The organism is Enterobacter sp. A8 (assembly GCF_004296595.1).
Taxonomy (GTDB): domain Bacteria; phylum Pseudomonadota; class Gammaproteobacteria; order Enterobacterales; family Enterobacteriaceae; genus Enterobacter; species Enterobacter cloacae.
In genome coordinates, this window is sequence record NZ_SCMF01000002.1 from 357,737 (window position 1) to 379,469 (window position 21,733).

Below are 21,733 nucleotides of genomic sequence, written 5' to 3' on the forward strand. Positions count from 1 at the left end.
TCTTCGGATTGCGCACTGTCTCACGCTTTCAATCTCTGCTTCTCGTCGGCGTCACATTGCAGCGTTAACCTTGTCACAAAATAACGCTACGTATGGAGAACGCTATGGCACAGCCTATTATTCTCGATTGCGATCCGGGTCATGATGACGCGATTGCCCTCGTCCTTGCACTTGCCTCCCCTGAACTTGAAGTCAAAGCTGTCACCTCATCTGCCGGCAACCAGACGCCGGATAAAACCCTGCGCAACGTCCTGCGTATGCTGACCTTGCTAAAGCGCCCCGATATTCCTGTGGCCGGTGGCGCGGTCAAACCGCTGATGCGTGAACTGATCATTGCCGACAACGTACACGGAGAAAGCGGCCTGGACGGCCCGGCGCTGCCGGAACCGGGTTTCGCCCGGCAATCCTGTACCGCCGTGGAGCTGATGGCAAAGGTACTACGCGAGAGTGCTGAACCCGTCACGCTGGTAGCAACGGGCCCGCAAACCAACGTTGCGCTGCTGCTGAACAGCCATCCTGAACTGCACAGTAAAATTGCCCGTATCGTGATTATGGGCGGAGCCATGGGGCTGGGTAACTGGACGCCTGCGGCGGAGTTCAACATCTTTGTTGACCCGGAAGCGGCGGAGATCGTCTTCCAGTCGGGCTTGCCGATTGTGATGGCCGGACTGGATGTTACCCACCGGGCGCAGATTATGGCGAATGACATCGAGCGTTTTCGTGCGATTGGCAACCCGGTTGCCACGACCGTGGCCGAGCTGCTCGACTTCTTTATGGAATATCACAAAGCCGAGAAATGGGGCTTCCATGGCGCGCCGCTGCATGACCCGTGCACCATTGCCTGGCTGCTGAAGCCTGAGATGTTTACCACGGTAGAGCGCTGGGTTGGTGTGGAGACCCAGGGGAAATACACCCAGGGGATGACGGTGGTGGATTACTATTCGCTGACGGGCAATAAACCGAATACCACGCTAATGGTGGATATCGATCGGCAGGCGTTTGTGGATTTGCTGGCGGAGAGGCTCGCATACTATAGTGCGGCCTGATGCCCTCACCCCAACCCTCTCCCACGGGGAGAGGGAGCAAACACTAAAAACGGCAACGTGGTTGCCGTTTTGCTTTTACCTTTTGCGGCTTGATGCCCTCACCCCAGCCCTCTCCCACAGGGAGAGGGCGCAAACAGTTTTGCTTTTACCTAGGGCTCAAACGGCCGACGCTGGAATTGATCGTGCCCGCACTTCGGACACAGGGACAGCACCTCCGGCGTATAAACGGCAATATGGTGATGGCATTTCTCACAGACCAGATTTCCCAGCCCCACCACTTCGCCGCTGTGATACACGCCGTGATGATTCAGATCCTGAAAGACTTCACGCCACTCCAGCTGTGTTTTATCGGTAATATCCGCCAGCTCCTGCCAGAGGCTCTCCTTGATCACCCGCATAAATACGCTGTCGGTCACCTCGTCCTGGCTCTCCTGGTAACTGCGCGCGAACTCTTCGAGGTCACGACGCACGGCGCGCGTCACCTCTTCCACTTCGGTTCGCGTTAACTCACCCGTTTGCGTCACGCGCGCACGCGCCTGTTCCACCAGCGCGTCGATATCTCGCTCGCCGTTACGCAGCCGTTCCGTCAGTGTTGCCACCAGTTCGCGGTAAAATTGAGCAACCTTGTTCATCATTTTGCCTCCCGGGTAAGTAACTATTTCTAATAATAGACCTTATTTCATCGCCGCTTTGTCAGGTGAACCACAGACCCGGTAAATTCCTGCAAAGCGCATTTGTGCGAAAGGCTGTTTTGACGCGGGCGTTTGGGCTATGCTATGCGGATCTGAAATACCACATCCATTGGCTACATTTGTAGCTGTATTGAAAACAGGACCACTGGCTGCCATGCAAGAGCAATACCGCCCGGAAGAGATAGAATCAAAAGTCCAGCAACACTGGGACGAGAAGCGTACCTTTGAAGTAACCGAAGACGAGAGCAAAGAGAAGTATTACTGCCTGTCGATGCTTCCCTATCCTTCTGGTCGACTACACATGGGCCACGTGCGTAACTACACCATCGGTGATGTGATTGCACGCTACCAGCGTATGCTGGGCAAAAACGTGCTGCAGCCAATCGGCTGGGATGCATTCGGTCTGCCAGCTGAAGGCGCGGCGGTCAAAAACAATACGGCGCCAGCGCCGTGGACGTACGACAACATCGCGTACATGAAAAACCAGCTCAAAATGCTGGGCTTTGGCTATGACTGGAGCCGCGAGCTGGCGACCTGTACCCCGGAATACTACCGCTGGGAACAGAAGTTCTTCACCGAGCTGTACAAAAAAGGCCTGGTCTATAAGAAGACGTCTGCAGTTAACTGGTGCCCGAACGACCAGACCGTTCTCGCGAACGAACAGGTTATCGACGGCTGCTGCTGGCGCTGCGACACAAAAGTTGAGCGTAAAGAGATCCCACAGTGGTTTATCAAAATCACCGCTTACGCTGACGAACTGCTGAACGATCTGGACACGCTGGACCACTGGCCGGATACCGTTAAGACCATGCAGCGCAACTGGATCGGCCGTTCTGAAGGCGTGGAGATCACCTTCAACGTTGAGAACTACGATCAGACTCTGACCGTCTACACCACCCGTCCTGATACCTTCATGGGCGCGACCTATCTGGCCGTGGCCGCAGGTCACCCGCTGGCGCAGAAAGCTGCCGAAAATAACCCGGAGCTGGCTACCTTCATCGACGAATGCCGCAACACGAAAGTGGCAGAAGCCGACATGGCGACCATGGAGAAGAAAGGCGTTGCCACGGGCTTCTATGCGAAGCACCCACTGACTGGCGAAGCGATTCCGGTCTGGGCAGCAAACTTCGTGCTGATGGAATACGGTACCGGTGCCGTGATGGCTGTTCCGGGTCACGACCAGCGCGACTATGAATTTGCCACCAAATACAACCTGCCGATCAAAGCCGTTATTCTGGCGGCTGACGGCTCTGAACCTGACCTGTCTGAGCAAGCGCTGACGGAAAAAGGCACGCTGTTTAACTCTGGTGAGTTCAGCGGTCTGAGCTTCGAAGAGGGTTTCAACGCCATCGCCGACAAACTGGCATCGCTGGGCGTGGGCGAGCGTAAAGTGAACTACCGCCTGCGCGACTGGGGCGTTTCCCGTCAGCGTTACTGGGGTGCGCCAATCCCGATGGTCACACTGGAAGACGGCACCGTGATGCCAACCCCTGAAGATCAACTCCCGGTGATCCTGCCGGAAGATGTGGTCATGGATGGCATCACCAGCCCGATCAAAGCCGATCCTGAGTGGGCAAAAACCACCGTTAACGGTCAGCCTGCGCTGCGTGAAACCGACACCTTTGACACCTTTATGGAGTCTTCCTGGTACTACGCCCGCTACACCTGCCCGCAGTATCAGGAAGGGATGCTGGATTCCGACGCGGCAAACTACTGGCTGCCGGTAGACATCTACATCGGTGGTATTGAACATGCCATCATGCACCTGCTCTACTTCCGCTTCTTCCACAAGCTGATGCGTGACGCAGGCATGGTGAACTCTGACGAGCCAGCGAAACAGCTGCTGTGTCAGGGCATGGTACTGGCAGATGCGTTCTACTATGTGGGTGCGAACGGCGAACGTAACTGGGTCTCTCCGGTTGATGCGATTGTTGAGCGCGACGAGAAAGGCCGTATCGTGAAGGCGAAAGACGCCGAAGGTCATGAACTGGTGTATACCGGCATGAGCAAGATGTCCAAGTCCAAAAACAACGGCATCGACCCGCAGGTGATGGTTGAGCGCTACGGCGCGGATACCGTGCGTCTGTTCATGATGTTTGCCTCTCCGGCAGACATGACCCTGGAGTGGCAGGAGTCCGGTGTTGAAGGGGCGAACCGCTTCCTGAAACGCGTCTGGAAACTGGTTTACGAACACACCGCTCAGGGCGACGCACCAGCACTGAACGTTGCTGCCCTGACTGAAGATCAGCAGGCGCTGCGTCGTGATGTTCATAAAACGATTGCAAAAGTGACCGATGATATTGGTCGTCGTCAGACCTTCAATACCGCAATTGCGGCTATTATGGAACTGATGAACAAGCTGGCGAAAGCACCGCAGGAAGGCGAGCAGGATCGTGCCTTAATGCGTGAAGCACTGTTGGCCGTCGTGCGCATGTTGAACCCGTTCACCCCGCATGTCAGCTTCACCCTGTGGCAGGAGCTGAAAGGCGAAGGCGATATCGACAACGCGCCGTGGCCGGTTGCTGATGAATCCGCCATGGTGGAAAACACCACGCTGGTGGTGGTACAGGTCAACGGTAAAGTACGCGGTAAAATTACCGTCGCCGTTGATGCAACCGAAGAACAGGTTCGTGAGCGTGCTGGCCAGGAACATCTGGTGGCGAAATATCTTGAGGGCGTTACCGTACGTAAAGTGATCTACGTACCAGGTAAACTGCTGAATCTGGTCGTTGGCTAAGCGCGGGAGGAAACGTGCGACAACTGGCAACAATACTCTTATCTCTGGCGGTGCTGGTCACCGCGGGGTGTGGCTGGCATCTGCGCAATACCACGGCGGTGCCCGCTGAGATGAAAACGATGATTTTCGACTCAGGGGATCCGAATGGTCCACTCAGCCGGGCAGTGCGTAACCAGCTGCGTTTGAACGATGTTCAACTGATCGAAAAAGGCACCCTGCGCCAGGATGTACCGTCATTACGTATCTTAAGTTCATCGCTGGCTAAAGATACCGCGTCGATCTTCCAGGATGGACGTACTGCGGAATATCAGATGGTGCTGACGGTGAACGCGGCAGTATTGATCCCGGGTAAAGACATTTTCCCTATCAATACCAAAGTGTACCGCTCGTTCTTTGATAACCCGCAAACGGCGCTGGCAAAAGATGCTGAGCAGCAGATTATCATTAACGAAATGTACGACAAGGCCGCAGAACAGCTGATCCGTAAGCTGCCAGGCATTGCCGCAACGACAAGACAGGGTTCTGACATCATCGACAAACCGGATGCCAACACGCCTCCTGTTTCTACCTCCATGGGTAACTGATGATCAGGCTGTATCCTGAACAACTCCGCGCGCAGCTCAATGAAGGGCTGCGCGCGGCGTATCTGTTACTGGGTAACGACCCGCTCTTGCTTCAGGAAAGCCTGGATGCCGTGCGACATGCCGCCGCCGCTCAGGGCTTTGATGAACACCACACCGTCCAGTTGGATAACAATACCGACTGGAATGCCCTCTTCTCCCTTTGCCAGGCGATGAGTCTCTTTGCATCACGCCAGACCATCCAGATCCTGCTGCCAGAGAATGGTCCGAACGCGGCCATCAATGAACAACTGGCGACGCTGGTCAGCCTGTTGCACAGCGATTTGCTGTTAATCGTACGTGGCAACAAGCTCACCAAAGCGCAGGAAAACGCCGCGTGGTTTACCCAACTCGCCACTCATGCCGTGCTGGTCACCTGCCAGACGCCTGAGCAGGCCCATCTGCCGAAATGGGTGGCGGCAAGAGCGAAGCAGAATAACCTGCAACTGGACGACGCAGCGAATCAGCTGCTGTGCTACTGCTATGAAGGCAACCTGCTGGCGTTGGCTCAGGCGCTGGACCGGCTCGCCCTCCTCTGGCCCGATGGCAAGCTGACTCTGCCGCGCGTGGAGCAGGCGGTTAACGACGCTGCACACTTCACGCCATTCCACTGGGTTGATGCGCTGCTGATGGCAAAGAGCAAGCGCGCCCTGCATATTTTGCAGCAGCTACGCCTTGAGGGTAGCGAACCGGTTATATTGCTGCGTACGCTGCAGCGTGAACTGCTGATGCTCATCACGCTCAAGCGCCAGTCTGCTCATACGCCATTGCGTTCGTTGTTCGACAAACACCGTATCTGGCAAAACCGTCGGGCGATGACCACCGAGGCCATTAATCGTCTGAGCCATGAACAGCTGCGCCAGGCGGTACAGCTTTTGATGCGCGCGGAGCTCACGTTAAAACAAGATTACGGCCAGTCCGTCTGGGCGGAGCTGGAAAGCCTTTCTCTGCTGCTCTGCCACAAGGCGCTGGCAGATGTATTTATCGATGGATAGCATGCACTCTCTACAGGCCCTGTACGGTGGCACCTTTGACCCGGTCCATTACGGTCATCTGAAACCGGTTGAAATTCTGGCGAATCTGATTGGTCTTCAGCGCGTGATTATCATGCCCAATAACGTTCCGCCACATCGGCCTCAGCCTGAGGCCACCAGCGAGCAGCGAAAAGAGATGCTCGCCCTGGCCATTGCGGATAAACCGCTCTTCAGCCTGGACGAGCGTGAACTCCGTCGCGACACCCCGTCCTGGACCTCGCAAACGCTACAGGAGTGGCGGGCCGAACAGGGGCCGGACAAACCGCTGGCCTTTATCATCGGCCAGGATTCTCTGCTCAACTTCCCCACCTGGCACCAGTATGAAACCATTCTGGAGAACAGCCATCTCCTCGTCTGCCGCCGTCCGGGCTATCCGCTGACCATGCGTGAAGAGCAGTATCAGCAGTGGCTGGAGGCTCATCTGACCGACAATGTGGAAGATCTGCATAATCTACCTGCCGGGAAGATCTATCTGGCGGAGACGCCGTGGTTTGATATTTCTGCGACAATCATTCGCGACCGGCTTCAGCACGGTTTAGCCTGTGACGATCTCCTGCCATCGTCAGTGCTGGACTATATCCACGCGCACGGGTTGTATCAGAAAAGCGCAGACGCATAATCCGGGCGCACAAAAAGCGCCTTATTGATTATCCTGCCTTGACAGAGTAAGCCATACTGTTATCCTCCGCTGCCAGACTTTCCCGCCGCTCATTGCTTTACAGAAATTGTTTTACAAAAATGGCGATGCAATCTCCGGCGGAGGGTGGGATGATACCCGCCTTCAAAAGCCCGGCCGGTGACATTTGTCCCGACAGGGGCGTCAGTTCAGGTATACTGTCTGGCTACGAATTCATAGTTGCACAATCTCATTCACCCAGGGGGAAAACTTGCAGGGTAAAGCACTCCAGGATTTTGTTATCGACAAAATTGATGACCTGAAAGGTCAGGACATCATCGCTATCGACGTTAAGGGTAAATCCAGCATCACCGACTGCATGATCATCTGCACCGGTACGTCTACTCGCCATGTGGTTTCAATTGCCGATCATGTTGTGCAGGAATCACGTGCAGCAGGGCTGTTACCGCTCGGTGTTGAAGGTGAAGCAACCGCTGACTGGGTGGTTGTCGATCTTGGCGATGTGATTGTCCACGTCATGCAGGAAGAGAGCCGTCGCCTGTATGAGCTGGAAAAACTCTGGGGTTAATGCGTGAAGTTGCAGCTGGTCGCCGTCGGCACCAAAATGCCGGACTGGGTACAAACCGGTTTTACTGAATATCTGCGTCGTTTCCCTAAAGATATGCCGTTCGAGCTGGTGGAGATCCCCGCCGGAAAGCGCGGCAAGAACGCGGATATTAAACGCATTCTTGATAAAGAGGGAGAACTGATGCTGGCTGCCGCAGGCAAAAACCGCATCGTGACCCTCGATATTCCAGGCAAGCCCTGGGATACGCCGCAGCTGGCGCACGAACTGGAGCGCTGGAAGCAGGATGGTCGTGACGTCAGTCTGTTGATTGGCGGGCCTGAAGGGTTGTCTCCTGCCTGTAAAGCGGCGGCAGAACAAAGTTGGTCTCTCTCCGCGCTGACGCTTCCCCACCCGCTCGTTCGGGTACTGGTGGCAGAAAGCCTGTACCGCGCGTGGAGCATTACTACCAACCACCCCTATCACCGCGAGTAATGACTGACCAGGGTAGATTAAGCAGCGGATGAAACTACAGAATTCTTTTCGCGACTATACGGCTGAGTCCGCGCTGTTTGTGCGCCGGGCGCTGGTCGCCTTTACGGGGATTTTGCTGCTTACCGGCGTGCTGATCGCCAACCTTTATAATCTGCAAATTGTCCGCTATACCGATTACCAGACGCGCTCAAACGAAAACCGCATCAAGCTGGTGCCTATCGCCCCCAGCCGCGGCATTATTTACGACCGAAACGGCACCCCGCTGGCCTTAAACCGCACCATCTACCAGATTGAGATGATGCCGGAAAAAGTCGACAACGTGCAGGATACGCTGGAAGCATTGCGAAGCGTTGTCGATCTTAACGATGACGATATTGCTGCCTTCAAGAAAGAACGCGCCCGTTCTCACCGTTTTACCTCCATTCCGGTTAAAACCAACCTGACGGAAGTCCAGGTCGCCCGCTTTGCGGTCAACCAGTACCGTTTCCCCGGTGTGGAAGTGAAAGGCTACAAGCGTCGCTACTACCCTTACGGTTCCGCGCTGACGCACGTGATCGGCTACGTCTCCAAGATCAACGACAAAGACGTTGAGCGTCTCGATAAAGACGGCAAGCTGGCAAACTACGCCGCGACGCACGATATCGGTAAGCTGGGAATTGAACGCTATTACGAAGATGTCCTGCACGGGCAGACCGGCTATGAAGAGGTGGAAGTTAACAACCGTGGCCGCGTTATTCGTCAGCTGAAAGAGGTGCCGCCGCAGGCAGGGCATGACGTCTACCTGACGCTCGACCTGAAACTCCAGCAGTATATTGAAACCTTACTGGCGGGCAGCCGTGCGGCAGTTGTCGTGACCGATCCGCGTACCGGCGGCATACTGGCGATGGTCTCCATGCCAAGCTACGACCCTAACCTCTTTGTCGATGGAATTTCCAGTAAGGACTACTCCGGCCTGCTTAATGACCCGAACACGCCGCTGGTCAACCGCGCCACGCAGGGGGTCTATCCGCCGGCGTCCACGGTGAAACCTTACGTCGCCGTCTCGGCGTTGAGCGCGGGTGTCATCAACCGCAACACCAGCCTGTTTGACCCGGGCTGGTGGCAGTTACCGGGTTCAGAGAAACGCTATCGCGACTGGAAAAAATGGGGCCACGGTCATCTGAACGTGACGAAATCGCTAGAGGAGTCTGCGGATACCTTCTTCTATCAGGTGGCGTACGACATGGGTATTGATCGCCTGTCAGATTGGATGAGCAAATTTGGCTACGGCCATTACACCGGGGTCGATCTCGCCGAAGAACGCTCCGGCAACATGCCAACCCGCGAGTGGAAGCTAAAGCGCTTTAAGAAGCCGTGGTATCAGGGTGATACCATTCCGGTGGGTATCGGCCAGGGTTACTGGACCGCAACCCCGCTGCAGATGAACAAAGCGATGATGATCCTCATCAACGATGGCGTGGTGAAAGTCCCGCACCTGCTGCAAAGTACCGTTGAAGAGGGCAAAAAAGTGCCGTGGATCCAGCCGCATGAACCGCCAGTGGGGGATATTCACTCCGGCTTCTGGGAGATCGCCAAAGACGGGATGTACGGGGTGGCAAACCGCCCGAACGGTACCGCGCATAAGTATTTCGCCGGTGCGCCGTATAAAGTGGCCGCCAAATCCGGTACGGCGCAGGTCTTCGGCCTGAAGGCCAACGAAACCTATAACGCGCACCGCATTGCCGAACGACTGCGTGACCATAAGCTCATGACGGCATTTGCACCTTATGATAACCCGCAGGTGGCGGTGGCAATGATTCTGGAAAACGGTGGCGCAGGGCCAGCCGTGGGCACCATCATGCGCCAAATCCTCGACCACATCATGCTGGGTGATAACAACACCGAACTGCCGGCTGAAAACCCGGCGGCCGCTGCGGCGGAGGACCAATAATCATGACGGATAATCCAAATAAAAAATCGCTGTGGGATAAAATCCACATCGACCCAGCCATGCTGCTGATCCTGCTGGCTCTGCTGGTCTACAGCGCTCTGGTTATCTGGAGCGCCAGCGGCCAGGACATCGGCATGATGGAGCGCAAGATTGGCCAGATCGCGATGGGGCTGGTCATTATGGTCGTCATGGCGCAGATCCCACCACGCGTCTACGAAGGCTGGGCCCCCTATCTCTACATCTTCTGTATTATTTTGCTGGTTGCGGTAGATGCCTTTGGGGCCATCTCCAAAGGCGCACAGCGCTGGCTGGATCTGGGTGTAGTTCGTTTCCAGCCCTCGGAAATTGCCAAAATCGCCGTTCCACTGATGGTGGCACGCTTTATCAACCGCGACGTCTGTCCGCCATCACTGAAAAACACGGCCATCGCGCTGGTATTGATTTTCCTGCCAACGTTACTGGTGGCGGCGCAGCCTGACCTTGGTACCTCGATCCTCATCGCCCTCTCCGGCCTGTTTGTTCTCTTCTTGTCGGGCCTGAGCTGGCGTCTGATTGGTATTGCGGTGGTGCTGGTTGCCGCGTTCATCCCTATTCTCTGGTTCTTCCTGATGCATGATTATCAGCGCCAGCGCGTGATGATGCTGCTCGATCCGGAAACCGATCCGCTGGGTGCGGGCTATCACATTATTCAGTCCAAGATCGCGATTGGCTCCGGAGGCCTGCGCGGTAAAGGATGGCTGCACGGCACCCAGTCGCAGCTGGAGTTCTTACCAGAGCGCCATACCGACTTTATCTTTGCGGTCCTGGCGGAAGAGCTTGGGCTGGTCGGCATCTTGATCTTACTCGCGCTGTATGTACTGTTAATCATGCGCGGGTTGTGGATTGCCGCGCGCGCGCAAACCACCTTTGGCCGCGTCATGGCGGGCGGGTTAATGTTGATTTTATTCGTTTATGTCTTCGTAAATATTGGTATGGTGAGTGGTATTCTGCCGGTTGTAGGCGTTCCGCTTCCGCTGGTGAGTTACGGAGGCTCGGCACTGATCGTGTTGATGGCCGGGTTTGGTATCGTGATGTCGATCCATACCCACAGAAAAATGTTGTCAAAAAGCGTATAAAAATAAGGGGTTCGGAATGCGTAAGCAGTGGCTGGGGATCTGCATTGCGGCAAGTTTACTTGCGGCGTGCACAAGTGATGATGGTCAGCAACAGGCAACCGTCGCGCCGCCGCAGCCTGCGGTGTGTAATGGCCCAATCGTTGAAATCAGCGGCGCCGATCCCGTTTATGAACCGCTCAACGCCAGCGCGAATCAGGATTATGAGCGCGACGGCAAAAGCTACAAAATCGTTCAGGACCCTTCCCGTTTCAGCCAGGCGGGTTTCGCCGCCATTTATGATGCGGAACCCGGGAGCAACCTGACGGCATCAGGAGAAGCGTTCGACCCGACGCAACTTACTGCGGCACACCCGACGCTGCCTATCCCAAGCTACGCGCGTATCACCAACCTGGCGAATGGCCGTATGATCGTGGTCCGCATTAACGATCGCGGTCCGTACGGTAACGACCGTGTGATTTCGCTGTCGCGCGCCTCCGCCGACCGCCTGAACACCTCGAACAATACCAAGGTTCGTATCGACCCCATTATCGTGGCACCGGATGGCTCGCTCTCCGGGCCGGGTACCGCGTGTACGACAGTGGCGAAACAGACCTACGCCCTTCCCGATCGTCCGAATCTTGACGGTGGCATGGGGAGCGTCTCATCGCCGGCCGAGCCTTCTCAGCCAGCAGGCGAAGTGCGTCCTATCAGCAACGACACGTTGCAAAGCGATGACAGCACTGGCGCACCGGTAAAGAGTAGCGGTTTCCTGGGGGCTCCAACGACCCTGGCCTCCGGCGTGCTCGAAGGCAGTGAGCCTACCCCAGCGCCTGTTGCCGCCCCCGTCGCGCAGCAGCCAGCCCCCGTCACCGCTCCGGCAACGACCCAGAGCGCAGCGGTAGCAGCGCCTGCTGCCGCTTCCAGCGGCGGCTTTGTCGTTCAGGTGGGCGCCGTCAGCGATCAGGCCCGCGCGCAGCAATATCAACAGCGCCTGAGCCAGCAGTTTGGCGTTCCAGGTCGCGTTGAGCAAAACGGGGCGGTGTGGCGTATTCAGATGGGACCGTTTGCCAGCAAATCGCAGGCAGCGATCCTGCAGCAGCGTCTGCAAAATGAAGCGCAACTCCAGTCATTTATCGCTGTAGCGAAGTAATGTATCGGCGGCATCCGAATTGTCAGTTTGTGTAAAAGTCATTCACAAACTCATGCTTAAAGTCGGATGCCTGCCTGAATAGCATTTGCTATAGTAAGGCACTTTTTTTAATTCCATCACGGATGTCGTAGTTCTGACCATGAAGACCACTTTTTCTGCTCGTTTTGTGCAGCGCATGGCGCTGACCACGGCCCTTTGCGCTGCTGCGCTCTCCGCAGCTCACGCCGATGACCTGAACATCAAGACCATGATCCCTGGCGTTCCGCAAATCGATGCGGAATCCTACATCCTGATCGATTACAACTCTGGCAAAGTTCTGGCAGAACAGAATGCCGATGCCCGCCGCGATCCGGCCAGCCTGACGAAAATGATGACCAGCTACGTTATCGGCCAGGCGATGAAGGCAGGTAAATTTAAAGAAACAGACCTGGTCACCATCGGTAACGATGCGTGGGCAACCGGGAACCCGGTCTTTAAAGGCTCCTCTTTAATGTTCCTGAAACCGGGTATGCAGGTTCCTGTCTCTCAACTGATTCGTGGTATCAACCTGCAGTCCGGTAATGACGCCTGTGTCGCCATGGCCGATTTCGCTGCGGGCAGCCAGGATGCGTTTGTGGGCCTGATGAACAGCTACGTTTCTGCGCTGGGCCTGAAAAACAGCCACTTCCAGACCGTTCACGGCCTGGATGCGGAGGGTCAGTACAGCTCTGCGCGCGATATGGCGCTGATTGGCCAGGCGCTGATCCGCGATGTACCGAACGAATACGCCATCTATAAAGAGAAAGAGTTTACCTTCAACGGTATTCGCCAGACCAACCGTAACGGCCTGCTGTGGGATAACAGCCTGAACGTTGACGGCATCAAAACCGGTCATACCGACAAAGCGGGTTACAACCTGGTCGCCTCTGCTACCGAAGGTCAGATGCGCCTGATCTCTGCCGTGATGGGCGGTCGTACCTTTAAAGGCCGTGAGACAGAAAGCAAAAAACTGCTGACCTGGGGCTTCCGTTTCTTCGAAACCGTGAACCCGCTGAAAGCAGGCAAAGAGTTTGCCTCTGAGCCGGTCTGGTTCGGTGATAACGATCGCGCCTCCCTGGGCGTGGACAAAGATCTGTACCTGACCATTCCACGCGGACGCATGAAAGACCTGAAAGCCAGCTACGTGCTGAACACCACCGAGCTGCATGCACCGCTGCAGAAAAACCAGGTTGTAGGCACCATTAACTTCCAGCTGGATGGCAAAACTATCGATCAGCGCCCGCTGGTTGTCCTGCAGGAAATTCCTGAAGGCAATTTCTTCGGCAAAATCATTGATTACATTAAATTGATGTTCCATCACTGGTTTGGCTAAAAATCGAACACTTGAAAGTGTGATTTTGATCCCCATATACTAAGTATCCTGATAACTCCCACCTGACGTGGGAGTTATTCTTTTTGACGTTACGCCGGAGCTGACATGAAAACCAAACTTAACGAACTGCTTGAATTCCCTACCCCATTTACTTACAAAGTAATGGGTCTGGCGAAACCTGAGCTGGTTGATCAGGTGGTTGAAGTGGTACAGCGCCATGCGCCGGGTGACTACTCTCCGTCAGTAAAACCAAGCAGCAAGGGCAACTACCACTCGGTATCCATTACCATTACCGCAACACACATTGAACAGGTTGAGACGCTGTACGAAGAGCTCGGCAATATCGAAATTGTTCGTATGGTGCTGTAGTCCCTCTGCGGTTACCCGGTTTGCCGGGTAACCCCTCTCCCCGCTGTGATATACTCCCCCTCATCTTTTGTCCCTCGTCTTCGGAGACGTCGTTTTGTATCAGGATAAAATTCTTGTCCGTCATCTCGGGCTGCAACCTTATGAGCCTGTCTCCCAGGCTATGCATGACTTCACCGACTCACGCGATGACACCACCCCTGATGAAATCTGGCTGGTAGAACACCTGCCGGTGTTTACGCAGGGGCAAGCGGGAAAAGCGGAACATTTATTGATGACGGGCGATATCCCGGTGATTCAGAGCGACCGCGGCGGGCAGGTTACGTACCATGGCCCAGGGCAACAGGTGATGTACGTTCTCCTGAACCTCAAACGCAGAAAGCTGGGCGTACGTGAACTGGTCACTCTGCTTGAGCAAACGGTCGTCAACACGCTGGCGGAATACGGTATTGATGCGCATCCGCGGGCCGACGCACCGGGAGTCTACGTGGGCGAGATGAAGATCTGCTCGCTGGGGCTGCGTATCCGTAAAGGCTGCTCGTTTCACGGGCTGGCTTTGAACATTAATATGGATTTGAAGCCCTTCCAGCGCATCAACCCCTGCGGCTATGCCGGGATGGAAATGACGCAAATGTGCCAGTGGGTTGATACGGCAACAACAGAAAATATCCGTCCTGTGCTTTTAGCTAATATGTTAGCACTACTTAACAATCCCCCACACGAATATATCACTGCTTAATATATTATACATTGTGGCTCGATAATTTGACGGGCCACGATTTAATTGCCGCTTTTACACTTTACAATAATCCGCAGATTCTATATTTTCGAAGCGCTCGAATATTACCGATCCATATTATTTAGCCTCCCGTCAGCGCTGCGTGCAGGACCTAAGTAACTTGCGTGATAATCACTCAACTGGTTGTTTTTGATAAACAAGTGAAACAAAACCAACACTTTACGAATCTCTACAAGCATAATAAATAAATTCAACTATCATTCATGTTGTGAATGTGTACGGAGTAAAAGCGTGGAGTATAATAATTTACCAGCCAAACGCCTGAATGAACCCGGTGGCGAAGACAAGCCGCAAATTTTTCGGACTTTACGTAATATTGATCTCAATTTATTGACTATTTTTGAGGCGGTATATGTCCATAAGGGTATCGTTAACGCTGCGAAAATTCTTAATCTCACGCCCTCTGCAATAAGCCAGTCAATTCAAAAGCTGCGCGCTATATTTCCGGACCCGTTATTTATTCGTAAGGGACAGGGTGTTACCCCCACGGCTTACGCCACGCATCTGCATGAGTACATCAGCCAGGGGCTGGAGTCGATTCTGGGCGCGCTGGATTTAACCGGAAGCTACGACAAACAGCGAACCATCACCATCGGCTGCTCTCCCTCTGTGGGGGTGTTGGTTATGCCTGCCATTTACCAGGCCGTAAAAGAGCATGCGCCGCAGCTGCTGCTGCGTAATGTACCGATCAGCGAACCTGACGTGCAGCTTGCCCAGTTCCAGACCGATTTAATTATCGACAGCGGCAGCTTCAGCGCCCGCGCGTTGGGGCAAAATGTCCTCTATGCCGACAACCTGGTGCTGGTCTGTCGCCAGCAGCATCCGGTGCTCAGCGAGCCGCTCACCATAGAAAATCTGCGTAACTACGATCACTCGTCATTTATGACGGAAGGACAGTCACATCATGCGCTGCGCCAGCGTATCGATGACATTTTCCCGGAGCGCCAGATAAGCTTCAGCAGTTACAATATGTTCACTACCGCGTCCCTGATTGGCAGCAGTGACATGCTCTGCATCATGCCTTCGCGCCTGTATCATCTGCTGCGGAAATGCTGGCCGCTGGAGAGCATTCCGCTCAGCCAGTTGAATGCAGAATCTATCGAGATTTCACTGCATTACAATAAGCTCAGTCTGCGCGATCCGGTACTTGAAAATGTGATCCGCATCATCCGCCAGGCCTTCTGACAGGTTGACACAGCACAAGCCCCTGCCGCACGCAGGGCAAAAGGCACAAAACAACAACTATTTTACAAATTGGCGACCTGGCAGGCTGCTTTAACGACCGTTTCAATGATATACTGCCTGTCGTTCGTTCAAAAATAGTTGATAAATACAACATTCCCTTGAATTGAAACGCTTTCCTTCGATATTCGCAACTGGAACACGCACGCTATGAGTAAACCCATTGTGATGGAACGCGGTGTTAAATACCGCGATGCCGATAAAATGGCCCTTATCCCGGTTAAAAACGTGGCTACAGAGCGCGAGGCGCTGTTAAGAAAACCGGAATGGATGAAAATCAAACTTCCGGCCGACTCTTCGCGTATCCAGGGGATCAAAGCGGCGATGCGTAAGAATGGCCTTCACTCTGTATGTGAAGAAGCCTCTTGCCCGAACCTTGCTGAGTGTTTCAACCACGGCACCGCGACGTTTATGATTCTGGGTGCTATCTGTACCCGCCGTTGCCCGTTCTGCGATGTTGCTCATGGCCGCCCGGTGGCGCCGGATGCAAACGAACCTCAAAAACTGGCGCAGACCATTGCTGATATGGCGCTGCGTTATGTGGTCATTACCTCCGTTGACCGTGATGACCTGCGTGATGGGGGTGCTCAGCACTTTGCTGACTGCATTACTGCCATTCGCGAGAAAAGCCCAAACATTAAGATTGAGACGCTGGTGCCGGATTTCCGTGGTCGTATGGACCGCGCGCTGGATATCCTGACCGCAACGCCACCAGACGTCTTTAACCACAACCTGGAGAACGTACCGCGTCTCTACCGTCAGGTGCGTCCAGGTGCTGACTACAACTGGTCCCTGAAGCTGCTGGAGCGTTTTAAAGAAGCGCATCCACATATTCCTACCAAGTCAGGTCTGATGGTTGGTCTTGGTGAGACCAATGACGAAATCATCGAAGTGATGCGCGATCTGCGTCGCCACGGCGTGACCATGCTGACGCTGGGCCAGTATCTGCAGCCAAGCCGTCATCACCTGCCGGTGCAGCGCTACGTTAGCCCGGATGAATTTGATGAGATGAAAGCGGAAGCGATGGCGATGGGCTTCACCCATGCTGCCTGCGGTCCGTTTGTGCGCTCCTCTTACCATGCCGATATGCAGGCAAAAGGCGAAGAAGTTAAATAACCCTGTAATATTCACTTACAGGAATACAAAAAACCGGCCTGTTGAGCCGGTTTTTTTTCGCAAGCCTTAAGGCATTGCCGTTACTCTTTGTGAGAGAGCTTTTCAGCCGGAACGGTATCGTCGGCGCTTTTCTTCGCTGCCGCGTCATCGTCGTTCATCGCTTTCTTAAAGCCTTTGATGGCGGCACCCAGGTCACCACCCAGCGTGCGTAACTTCTTGGTACCAAACAGCAGGACGACCAGTGCGGCAACCACCAGCAGTTTGGTAATACTAATCTCACCCATAGATACCTTCTTTACTTAAAACAGGCTGCATTCAGCGTCAAAACCGGATCATATTAACGGTCATTTGGCGCGTGCACACAATAGCAACCTGTAACAAGGTGAATCAAGCATTGTTGAAAAAAACATCACAATAATTGCGGTGGCGCAAAACGTCGGTTGCGAAGAACAGGTAATTGCTGCCGTGCAAGCGCTATCCTTTCTGAAATTATCTCCGCCATCAGTAAAACCGGACCTTCCGCTGCGGCGGCAATCGTGACGCCCAGCGGGTCAATCACTCTGCTCTGCCCGATATTTTTATTGCCGCACTCCCCTGCCGCGACCACATAACAGGTGGTATCCAGCGCGCGCGCCGTAAGCAACGTGGCCCAGTGATGCTCTTTCAGCGGCCCTTTAACCCACGCGGCAGGCAGAACAAGCACATCCGCTCCCTGTAGTGCCAGGCTCAACGCCAGCTCAGGAAAACGCAAATCGTAGCAGGTCATCAGCCCAATGTTTAAACCATCAACCGCGATCAGGGGCGGAACGCACTCCCCCGGGTCAACCAGGCGCGACTCCTGGATACTGAACGCATCATAGAGATGAAGCTTGGCATAGCTGGCGATGATGACGCCGCCACGGATGGCTACCAGTGTGTTAACTGCCCGGCCAGGCGTTGACGGCACATGGACCGTCAACATTGTGGTCATGTCATTACCCGCACTCTCGGCCAGTAATTGCTGTAAAAACGCGCCATCCAGCGGCTGCGCGGATTTCACCGATAAATCCGGGTCGTTATCATCGCGTGCCAGCAAGGCTTCCGGCAGCACCAGCAACGACGCCCCCTTCTGTTGTGCCTGCATCATCAGTGAAACACACTGCGCCGCATTCTCATGCCAGCGAGGCTTGACCGCAAACTGACCTACCGCAACATACATATTTGTCCCCTGATTATAAACAGCGTTAAACTCGCCACTCTTACACATCAAATAGCAGGTATTTACAGTGTTACAACTCCTTTTAGCTGTTTTTATTGGTGGGGGGACGGGGAGCGTTGCGCGGTGGTTCCTGAGTATGCGGTTTAATCCACTGCATCAGGCGATTCCAATGGGAACACTGGCCGCAAACCTGATTGGTGCGTTTATCATTGGCATGGGTCTGGCCTGGTTTAACCGTATGACGCACATCGATCCCATGTGGAAAGTATTGATTACCACCGGGTTCTGCGGCGGTTTAACCACCTTCTCCACCTTTTCTGCGGAAACGGTGTTTTTGTTTCAGGAAGGCCGTATCGGCTGGGCGTTGCTGAACGTTGCGATAAATATGCTCGGCTCTTTTGCGATGACCGGGATCGCATTCTGGCTATTTTCTTCCGCCAGCCCCCACTAACTGCCGAAGCGTTAATGTTGGCTTAATTTTTCTCTGTCACTCTGGTGCCAATACAGAACGAGGGTGACAGAATGAAAGAGAGTTTGATGAGCGCAGGCGTGGTGTTGTTGAGCGTGCTGATCGTTGCCAGCTTCCTGAAGATGTATCTGCTTGGCTGATGCAAAACGAAAAAAACCCGCTCAGTGAGCGGGTTTTGAAATTCTTGCTGACGCGTCTGAATTACAGAGCGATTACGTTAGCAGCAGAAGGGCCTTTGGCACCGTTAGTGATTTCGAACTCTACACGCTGACCTTCAGCCAGAGTTTTGAAACCATTAGACTGGATTGCAGAGAAGTGTACGAACACGTCTTTGCTGCCATCTTCAGGAGTAATGAAACCGAATCCTTTGGACTCATTAAACCACTTAACGTTACCTTTAATCTTAGACATCAAAATTACCTTTACATTAAAAAACGACACAAATGCTGTGTCGGTTACCAGTACAACAATTGTGGGACCTTTTGTCCAGCGGATCTTTGATAAAAAGTGACTAAAGTCGCGTTAATTTTCGCTGGCGGATTTTTATCCCATATGAATCAACGACTGCGCATTTTTTCACCGCTTTGTCAGCTTTTTTCAGTTAAAACTGAAAACGCATCCAGGCGAAGTAAACGTTACCGTTGTTGTACGTACCGGGAATGTAGGTCATCTGGAACGTTGCAGGACCATAACCAATTGAGGCCAGCGGCAGCAGAACCGGAATGGGGATATAGTTCCAGTTGTCGCGTGCAGTCACCCCGGCGGTATAGCCCAGGCCAACGTGGAAGTTGTCGTCAGCTAACGGACGCCAGGTTTTCTCCCAGCCATAGCCACCGATCGGTTCCCATTTGTTAAAGGAGTCTTTAAAGGCCATCAGATAAATACCGTGCCAGTTGCCCTTTTCGTCCCAGCGCGACTGACCAAAACCTGCCCCCCACGGGCGCTCGTTATATTTATCGGTCTTTTCTTTGTCGTAGGCAAAGCGTGCATGCCAGGTGATGGCCGGCACGTAGAGATCATAGTGCTCTGGCGCATTCCAGGTCTGCGAAACATTATCCGTAAAGGTGGAGAACCAGCCCTTATCCGTCGCGTTCTCTTCAGCCTGTGCCACAGAAGAGAGCGTTAACTGTGCAAAAATAAACAGAAAAATGAAGAAAAATTTATTACGTACGATCACAATGCAATTACCATTCTTAGTATACGAGGCAAAGTTTACCATACAATAGTTGAATGGAGCCTTAACGGCATCGGCATTACTCCTAATTAATCAGCCACTTTGCGAGAATATTCTGAGAGCGGCACGGTGGCCTGTTGAATAATCATCTCACGGGCGCGTTCAAACCTTTTTTAATAATGCCTACCGGTAAAAATAACCCTTCAGTTAATATGGCTTTCAGGACAAACATAACGCCCTGTCTGCAAGGTATAAAGATTATCATTAGCCTCTACAGCCAGTGTTTTCGTGCTGCTCAGCCCCTTTCCCGCGAAACGCTGTACGGACCCACTCACCAACGCGCACCGGCAGGAAAAGTCTTTTCCCCTATTATTCAGGAACGTGTTAATATAAAACCAATTAATTAACAACTCATTAGCATTTAAATGACATACTCCACTGTTGTCACCGGTCAATACCCATATGTCATTATTGCCATCACCATGGCAAAAATATCGCTAACATCTGCTTTAGTAGTATATTTATTGATTTTAATCAGCAAGGACTGGCCATTAATTCGGCACATTCTCATCCTTCTTTTTTATTGATTATTTGTGCTCTCGGGCAGCAAGGATACAGGGGAAATCATGCTTACGTTTTTCGAGCTCCTTATCGGAGTCGTCGTCATTGTCGGTGTAGCACGCTACATCATTAAGGGGTATTCCGCCACGGGCGTGTTATTTGTCGGCGGCCTGGCCTTGCTGATCGTTAGCGCCCTGATGGGTCACCAGGTCTTACCCGCCAGCGCAGCCAGCACCGGGTATACCGCCACAGACATTGTTGAATACATTAAAATTCTGCTCATGAGCCGCGGTGGCGATCTGGGCATGATGATCATGATGCTGTGCGGTTTTGCCGCATACATGACCCATATTGGTGCCAACGATATGGTCGTGAAGCTGGCCTCCAGACCGCTGCAGTACATCAACTCCCCGTATCTGCTGATGGTGGCAGCCTACTTCCTCGCCTGTCTGATGTCGCTGGCCGTGTCGTCCGCGACTGGCCTTGGGGTGTTGTTAATGGCTACCCTGTTCCCGGTGATGGTTAACGTCGGCATTAGCCGTGGTGCAGCGGCGGCTATCTGCGCCTCTCCGGCGGCCATTATTCTCTCCCCTACCTCTGGCGACGTCGTACTGGCGGCGAAAGCCGCGGAAATGTCACTCATCGATTTCGCCTTTAAAACCACGCTGCCGATTTCCATTGTGGCTATCGTGGGCATGGGCATCGCGCATTTCTTCTGGCAGCGTTATCTCGATAAAAAAGAGCACATCAGCCACGAAATGATGGACGTGAATGAAATCACCACCACCGCCCCGGCGTTCTATTCCATTCTGCCGTTCACGCCTATCATCGGCGTGCTGATTTTTGACGGCAAATGGGGACCACAGCTGCACATCATTACCATTCTGGTTATCTGTATGCTGCTGGCCGCCATGCTGGAATTTATTCGCGGTTTCAACACTCAGAAGGTATTTTCTGGCCTGGAAGTGGCGTATCGCGGTATGGCCGATGCGTTTGCAGGCGTCGTGATGCTGTTGGTGGCGGCAGGCGTCTTCGCGCAGGGTCTGAGCACTATCGGCTTTATTCAGAGCCTCATCTCCATCGCCACGTCGTTCGGCTCTGCCAGCATTATCCTGATGCTGGTACTGGTGGTGCTGACCATGCTGGCGGCAATGACCACCGGTTCAGGTAACGCGCCGTTCTACGCCTTCGTTGAGATGATCCCAAAACTGGCTCACTCCTCCGGTATTAACCCGGCTTACCTCTCCATTCCCATGCTTCAGGCGTCTAACCTCGGTCGTACCATTTCGCCGGTATCAGGTGTCGTAGTCGCGGTCGCCGGGATGGCAAAAATCTCGCCATTCGAAGTGGTAAAACGCACGTCGGTCCCGGTGCTTGTGGGCCTGATCATCGTGATTATCGCAACCGAAGTGCTGGTTCCTGGCGCAGCCTGAGTAAAATGACCGATATCCAAAAAGCGCCTGCGGGCGCTTTTTGTG

General features: G+C 53.8%; 22 protein-coding genes. 17 read left to right on the forward strand and 5 right to left on the reverse strand.

What is annotated here, in order from left to right:
• Positions 1-104: 104 nt before the first annotated feature.
• Complete coding sequence (gene rihA / locus EQV24_RS09780) at positions 105-1,046, forward strand: pyrimidine-specific ribonucleoside hydrolase RihA (RefSeq protein ID WP_062730135.1); 942 nt, start codon at positions 105-107, stop codon at positions 1,044-1,046.
• A gap of 149 nt (positions 1,047-1,195) precedes the next feature.
• On the opposite strand, the gene EQV24_RS09785 is transcribed toward rihA, so the two are convergent.
• Complete coding sequence (locus tag EQV24_RS09785; RefSeq protein ID WP_014831082.1) at positions 1,196-1,678, reverse strand: zinc ribbon-containing protein; 483 nt, start codon at positions 1,676-1,678, stop codon at positions 1,196-1,198.
• 214 nt (positions 1,679-1,892) lie between these two features.
• Here EQV24_RS09785 and leuS point away from each other — a divergent pair, with 214 nt between their 5' ends.
• From leuS to lipA, 14 genes are all read left to right on the forward strand, one after another.
• Entirely contained in the window at positions 1,893-4,475 is a 2,583-nt protein-coding gene (gene leuS, locus EQV24_RS09790) for a leucine--tRNA ligase (protein ID WP_020685667.1), read from the forward strand.
• Between the two features lie 14 nt (positions 4,476-4,489).
• Positions 4,490-5,059 carry an LPS assembly lipoprotein LptE gene (gene lptE / locus EQV24_RS09795; RefSeq protein WP_028028133.1) on the forward strand — a complete coding sequence of 190 codons (570 nt, stop codon included), beginning with the start codon at positions 4,490-4,492 and terminating at the stop codon, positions 5,057-5,059.
• Positions 5,059-6,090 (forward strand): DNA polymerase III subunit delta, encoded by a 1,032-nt coding sequence (holA, locus tag EQV24_RS09800; protein WP_047024238.1) that lies wholly within the window; start codon positions 5,059-5,061, stop codon positions 6,088-6,090. Before lptE ends, holA begins: the two co-directional genes overlap by 1 nt.
• Positions 6,083-6,748 (forward strand): nicotinate-nucleotide adenylyltransferase, encoded by a 666-nt coding sequence (gene nadD, locus EQV24_RS09805; RefSeq protein WP_133412106.1) that lies wholly within the window; start codon positions 6,083-6,085, stop codon positions 6,746-6,748. The genes holA and nadD overlap by 8 nt, the downstream gene beginning before the upstream one ends.
• Positions 6,749-7,016: 268 nt before the next feature.
• Positions 7,017-7,334, forward strand: a complete 318-nt coding sequence (rsfS, locus tag EQV24_RS09810) for a ribosome silencing factor (protein WP_003858696.1) — start codon at positions 7,017-7,019, stop codon at positions 7,332-7,334.
• 3 nt (positions 7,335-7,337) lie between these two features.
• Positions 7,338-7,805, forward strand: coding sequence for a 23S rRNA (pseudouridine(1915)-N(3))-methyltransferase RlmH (rlmH, locus tag EQV24_RS09815; RefSeq protein ID WP_003858701.1), 468 nt, complete (start codon positions 7,338-7,340; stop codon positions 7,803-7,805).
• Positions 7,806-7,833: 28 nt separating this feature from the next.
• Positions 7,834-9,735 carry a peptidoglycan DD-transpeptidase MrdA gene (mrdA, locus tag EQV24_RS09820; RefSeq protein ID WP_130626508.1) on the forward strand — a complete coding sequence of 634 codons (1,902 nt, stop codon included), beginning with the start codon at positions 7,834-7,836 and terminating at the stop codon, positions 9,733-9,735.
• A gap of 2 nt (positions 9,736-9,737) precedes the next feature.
• Complete coding sequence (mrdB, locus tag EQV24_RS09825) at positions 9,738-10,850, forward strand: peptidoglycan glycosyltransferase MrdB (RefSeq protein WP_013097590.1); 1,113 nt, start codon at positions 9,738-9,740, stop codon at positions 10,848-10,850.
• Positions 10,851-10,866: 16 nt separating this feature from the next.
• Positions 10,867-11,979: an endolytic peptidoglycan transglycosylase RlpA gene (rlpA, locus tag EQV24_RS09830; protein WP_130626509.1), complete on the forward strand. Its 1,113-nt coding sequence runs from the start codon at positions 10,867-10,869 to the stop codon at positions 11,977-11,979.
• Between the two features lie 139 nt (positions 11,980-12,118).
• Positions 12,119-13,330 carry a D-alanyl-D-alanine carboxypeptidase DacA gene (dacA, locus tag EQV24_RS09835; RefSeq protein ID WP_013097592.1) on the forward strand — a complete coding sequence of 404 codons (1,212 nt, stop codon included), beginning with the start codon at positions 12,119-12,121 and terminating at the stop codon, positions 13,328-13,330.
• Positions 13,331-13,435: 105 nt separating this feature from the next.
• Positions 13,436-13,699: a DUF493 family protein YbeD gene (gene ybeD / locus EQV24_RS09840; protein ID WP_003858718.1), complete on the forward strand. Its 264-nt coding sequence runs from the start codon at positions 13,436-13,438 to the stop codon at positions 13,697-13,699.
• Between the two features lie 94 nt (positions 13,700-13,793).
• Positions 13,794-14,435, forward strand: coding sequence for a lipoyl(octanoyl) transferase LipB (lipB, locus tag EQV24_RS09845; protein ID WP_013097593.1), 642 nt, complete (start codon positions 13,794-13,796; stop codon positions 14,433-14,435).
• 291 nt (positions 14,436-14,726) lie between these two features.
• The gene (locus EQV24_RS09850) at positions 14,727-15,680 is read left to right on the forward strand and encodes a YbeF family transcriptional regulator (RefSeq protein WP_013097594.1); all 954 of its coding nucleotides are present in this window, start codon (positions 14,727-14,729) and stop codon (positions 15,678-15,680) included.
• A 207-nt stretch (positions 15,681-15,887) separates the two neighbouring features.
• Complete coding sequence (gene lipA / locus EQV24_RS09855) at positions 15,888-16,853, forward strand: lipoyl synthase (protein WP_013097595.1); 966 nt, start codon at positions 15,888-15,890, stop codon at positions 16,851-16,853.
• Between the two features lie 80 nt (positions 16,854-16,933).
• Here the strand turns inward: lipA and tatE are convergent, their stop codons facing one another.
• The gene (tatE, locus tag EQV24_RS09860; RefSeq protein ID WP_100168722.1) at positions 16,934-17,137 is read right to left on the reverse strand and encodes a twin-arginine translocase subunit TatE; all 204 of its coding nucleotides are present in this window, start codon (positions 17,135-17,137) and stop codon (positions 16,934-16,936) included.
• Positions 17,138-17,262: 125 nt separating this feature from the next.
• Positions 17,263-18,051 carry a deaminated glutathione amidase gene (locus tag EQV24_RS09865; protein ID WP_130626510.1) on the reverse strand — a complete coding sequence of 263 codons (789 nt, stop codon included), beginning with the start codon at positions 18,049-18,051 and terminating at the stop codon, positions 17,263-17,265.
• 67 nt (positions 18,052-18,118) lie between these two features.
• Between EQV24_RS09865 and crcB the strand changes: the two genes are divergently transcribed.
• Positions 18,119-18,502, forward strand: coding sequence for a fluoride efflux transporter CrcB (gene crcB, locus EQV24_RS09870; RefSeq protein ID WP_029882131.1), 384 nt, complete (start codon positions 18,119-18,121; stop codon positions 18,500-18,502).
• Positions 18,503-18,721: 219 nt separating this feature from the next.
• Here the strand turns inward: crcB and cspE are convergent, their stop codons facing one another.
• Both cspE and pagP read right to left on the reverse strand, forming a co-directional pair.
• Positions 18,722-18,931: a transcription antiterminator/RNA stability regulator CspE gene (gene cspE, locus EQV24_RS09875; RefSeq protein ID WP_002439184.1), complete on the reverse strand. Its 210-nt coding sequence runs from the start codon at positions 18,929-18,931 to the stop codon at positions 18,722-18,724.
• Positions 18,932-19,121: 190 nt separating this feature from the next.
• A complete protein-coding gene (gene pagP, locus EQV24_RS09880; protein WP_038418898.1) occupies positions 19,122-19,697 on the reverse strand; it encodes a lipid IV(A) palmitoyltransferase PagP in 576 nt (191 codons plus the stop codon).
• Between the two features lie 623 nt (positions 19,698-20,320).
• Here pagP and dcuC point away from each other — a divergent pair.
• Positions 20,321-21,688 carry an anaerobic C4-dicarboxylate transporter DcuC gene (gene dcuC, locus EQV24_RS09885; RefSeq protein WP_020685657.1) on the forward strand — a complete coding sequence of 456 codons (1,368 nt, stop codon included), beginning with the start codon at positions 20,321-20,323 and terminating at the stop codon, positions 21,686-21,688.
• Positions 21,689-21,733: the final 45 nt, after the last annotated feature.

Bases quoted from the DNA above. Each gene is read 5' to 3' on its own strand.
- dacA (WP_013097592.1), top strand. From the start codon at position 12,119: ATGAAGACCACTTTTTCTGCTCGTTTTGTGCAGCGCATGGCGCTGACC.
- rihA (WP_062730135.1), top strand. From the start codon at position 105: ATGGCACAGCCTATTATTCTCGATTGCGATCCGGGTCATGATGACGCG.
- mrdA (WP_130626508.1), top strand. From the start codon at position 7,834: ATGAAACTACAGAATTCTTTTCGCGACTATACGGCTGAGTCCGCGCTG.
- nadD (WP_133412106.1), top strand. From the start codon at position 6,083: ATGGATAGCATGCACTCTCTACAGGCCCTGTACGGTGGCACCTTTGAC.
- EQV24_RS09865 (WP_130626510.1), bottom strand. From the start codon at position 18,051: ATGTATGTTGCGGTAGGTCAGTTTGCGGTCAAGCCTCGCTGGCATGAG.
- dcuC (WP_020685657.1), top strand. From the start codon at position 20,321: ATGCTTACGTTTTTCGAGCTCCTTATCGGAGTCGTCGTCATTGTCGGT.
- ybeD (WP_003858718.1), top strand. From the start codon at position 13,436: ATGAAAACCAAACTTAACGAACTGCTTGAATTCCCTACCCCATTTACT.
- cspE (WP_002439184.1), bottom strand. From the start codon at position 18,931: ATGTCTAAGATTAAAGGTAACGTTAAGTGGTTTAATGAGTCCAAAGGA.
- holA (WP_047024238.1), top strand. From the start codon at position 5,059: ATGATCAGGCTGTATCCTGAACAACTCCGCGCGCAGCTCAATGAAGGG.
- rlpA (WP_130626509.1), top strand. From the start codon at position 10,867: ATGCGTAAGCAGTGGCTGGGGATCTGCATTGCGGCAAGTTTACTTGCG.
- mrdB (WP_013097590.1), top strand. From the start codon at position 9,738: ATGACGGATAATCCAAATAAAAAATCGCTGTGGGATAAAATCCACATC.
- lipA (WP_013097595.1), top strand. From the start codon at position 15,888: ATGAGTAAACCCATTGTGATGGAACGCGGTGTTAAATACCGCGATGCC.
- EQV24_RS09785 (WP_014831082.1), bottom strand. From the start codon at position 1,678: ATGAACAAGGTTGCTCAATTTTACCGCGAACTGGTGGCAACACTGACG.
- leuS (WP_020685667.1), top strand. From the start codon at position 1,893: ATGCAAGAGCAATACCGCCCGGAAGAGATAGAATCAAAAGTCCAGCAA.
- tatE (WP_100168722.1), bottom strand. From the start codon at position 17,137: ATGGGTGAGATTAGTATTACCAAACTGCTGGTGGTTGCCGCACTGGTC.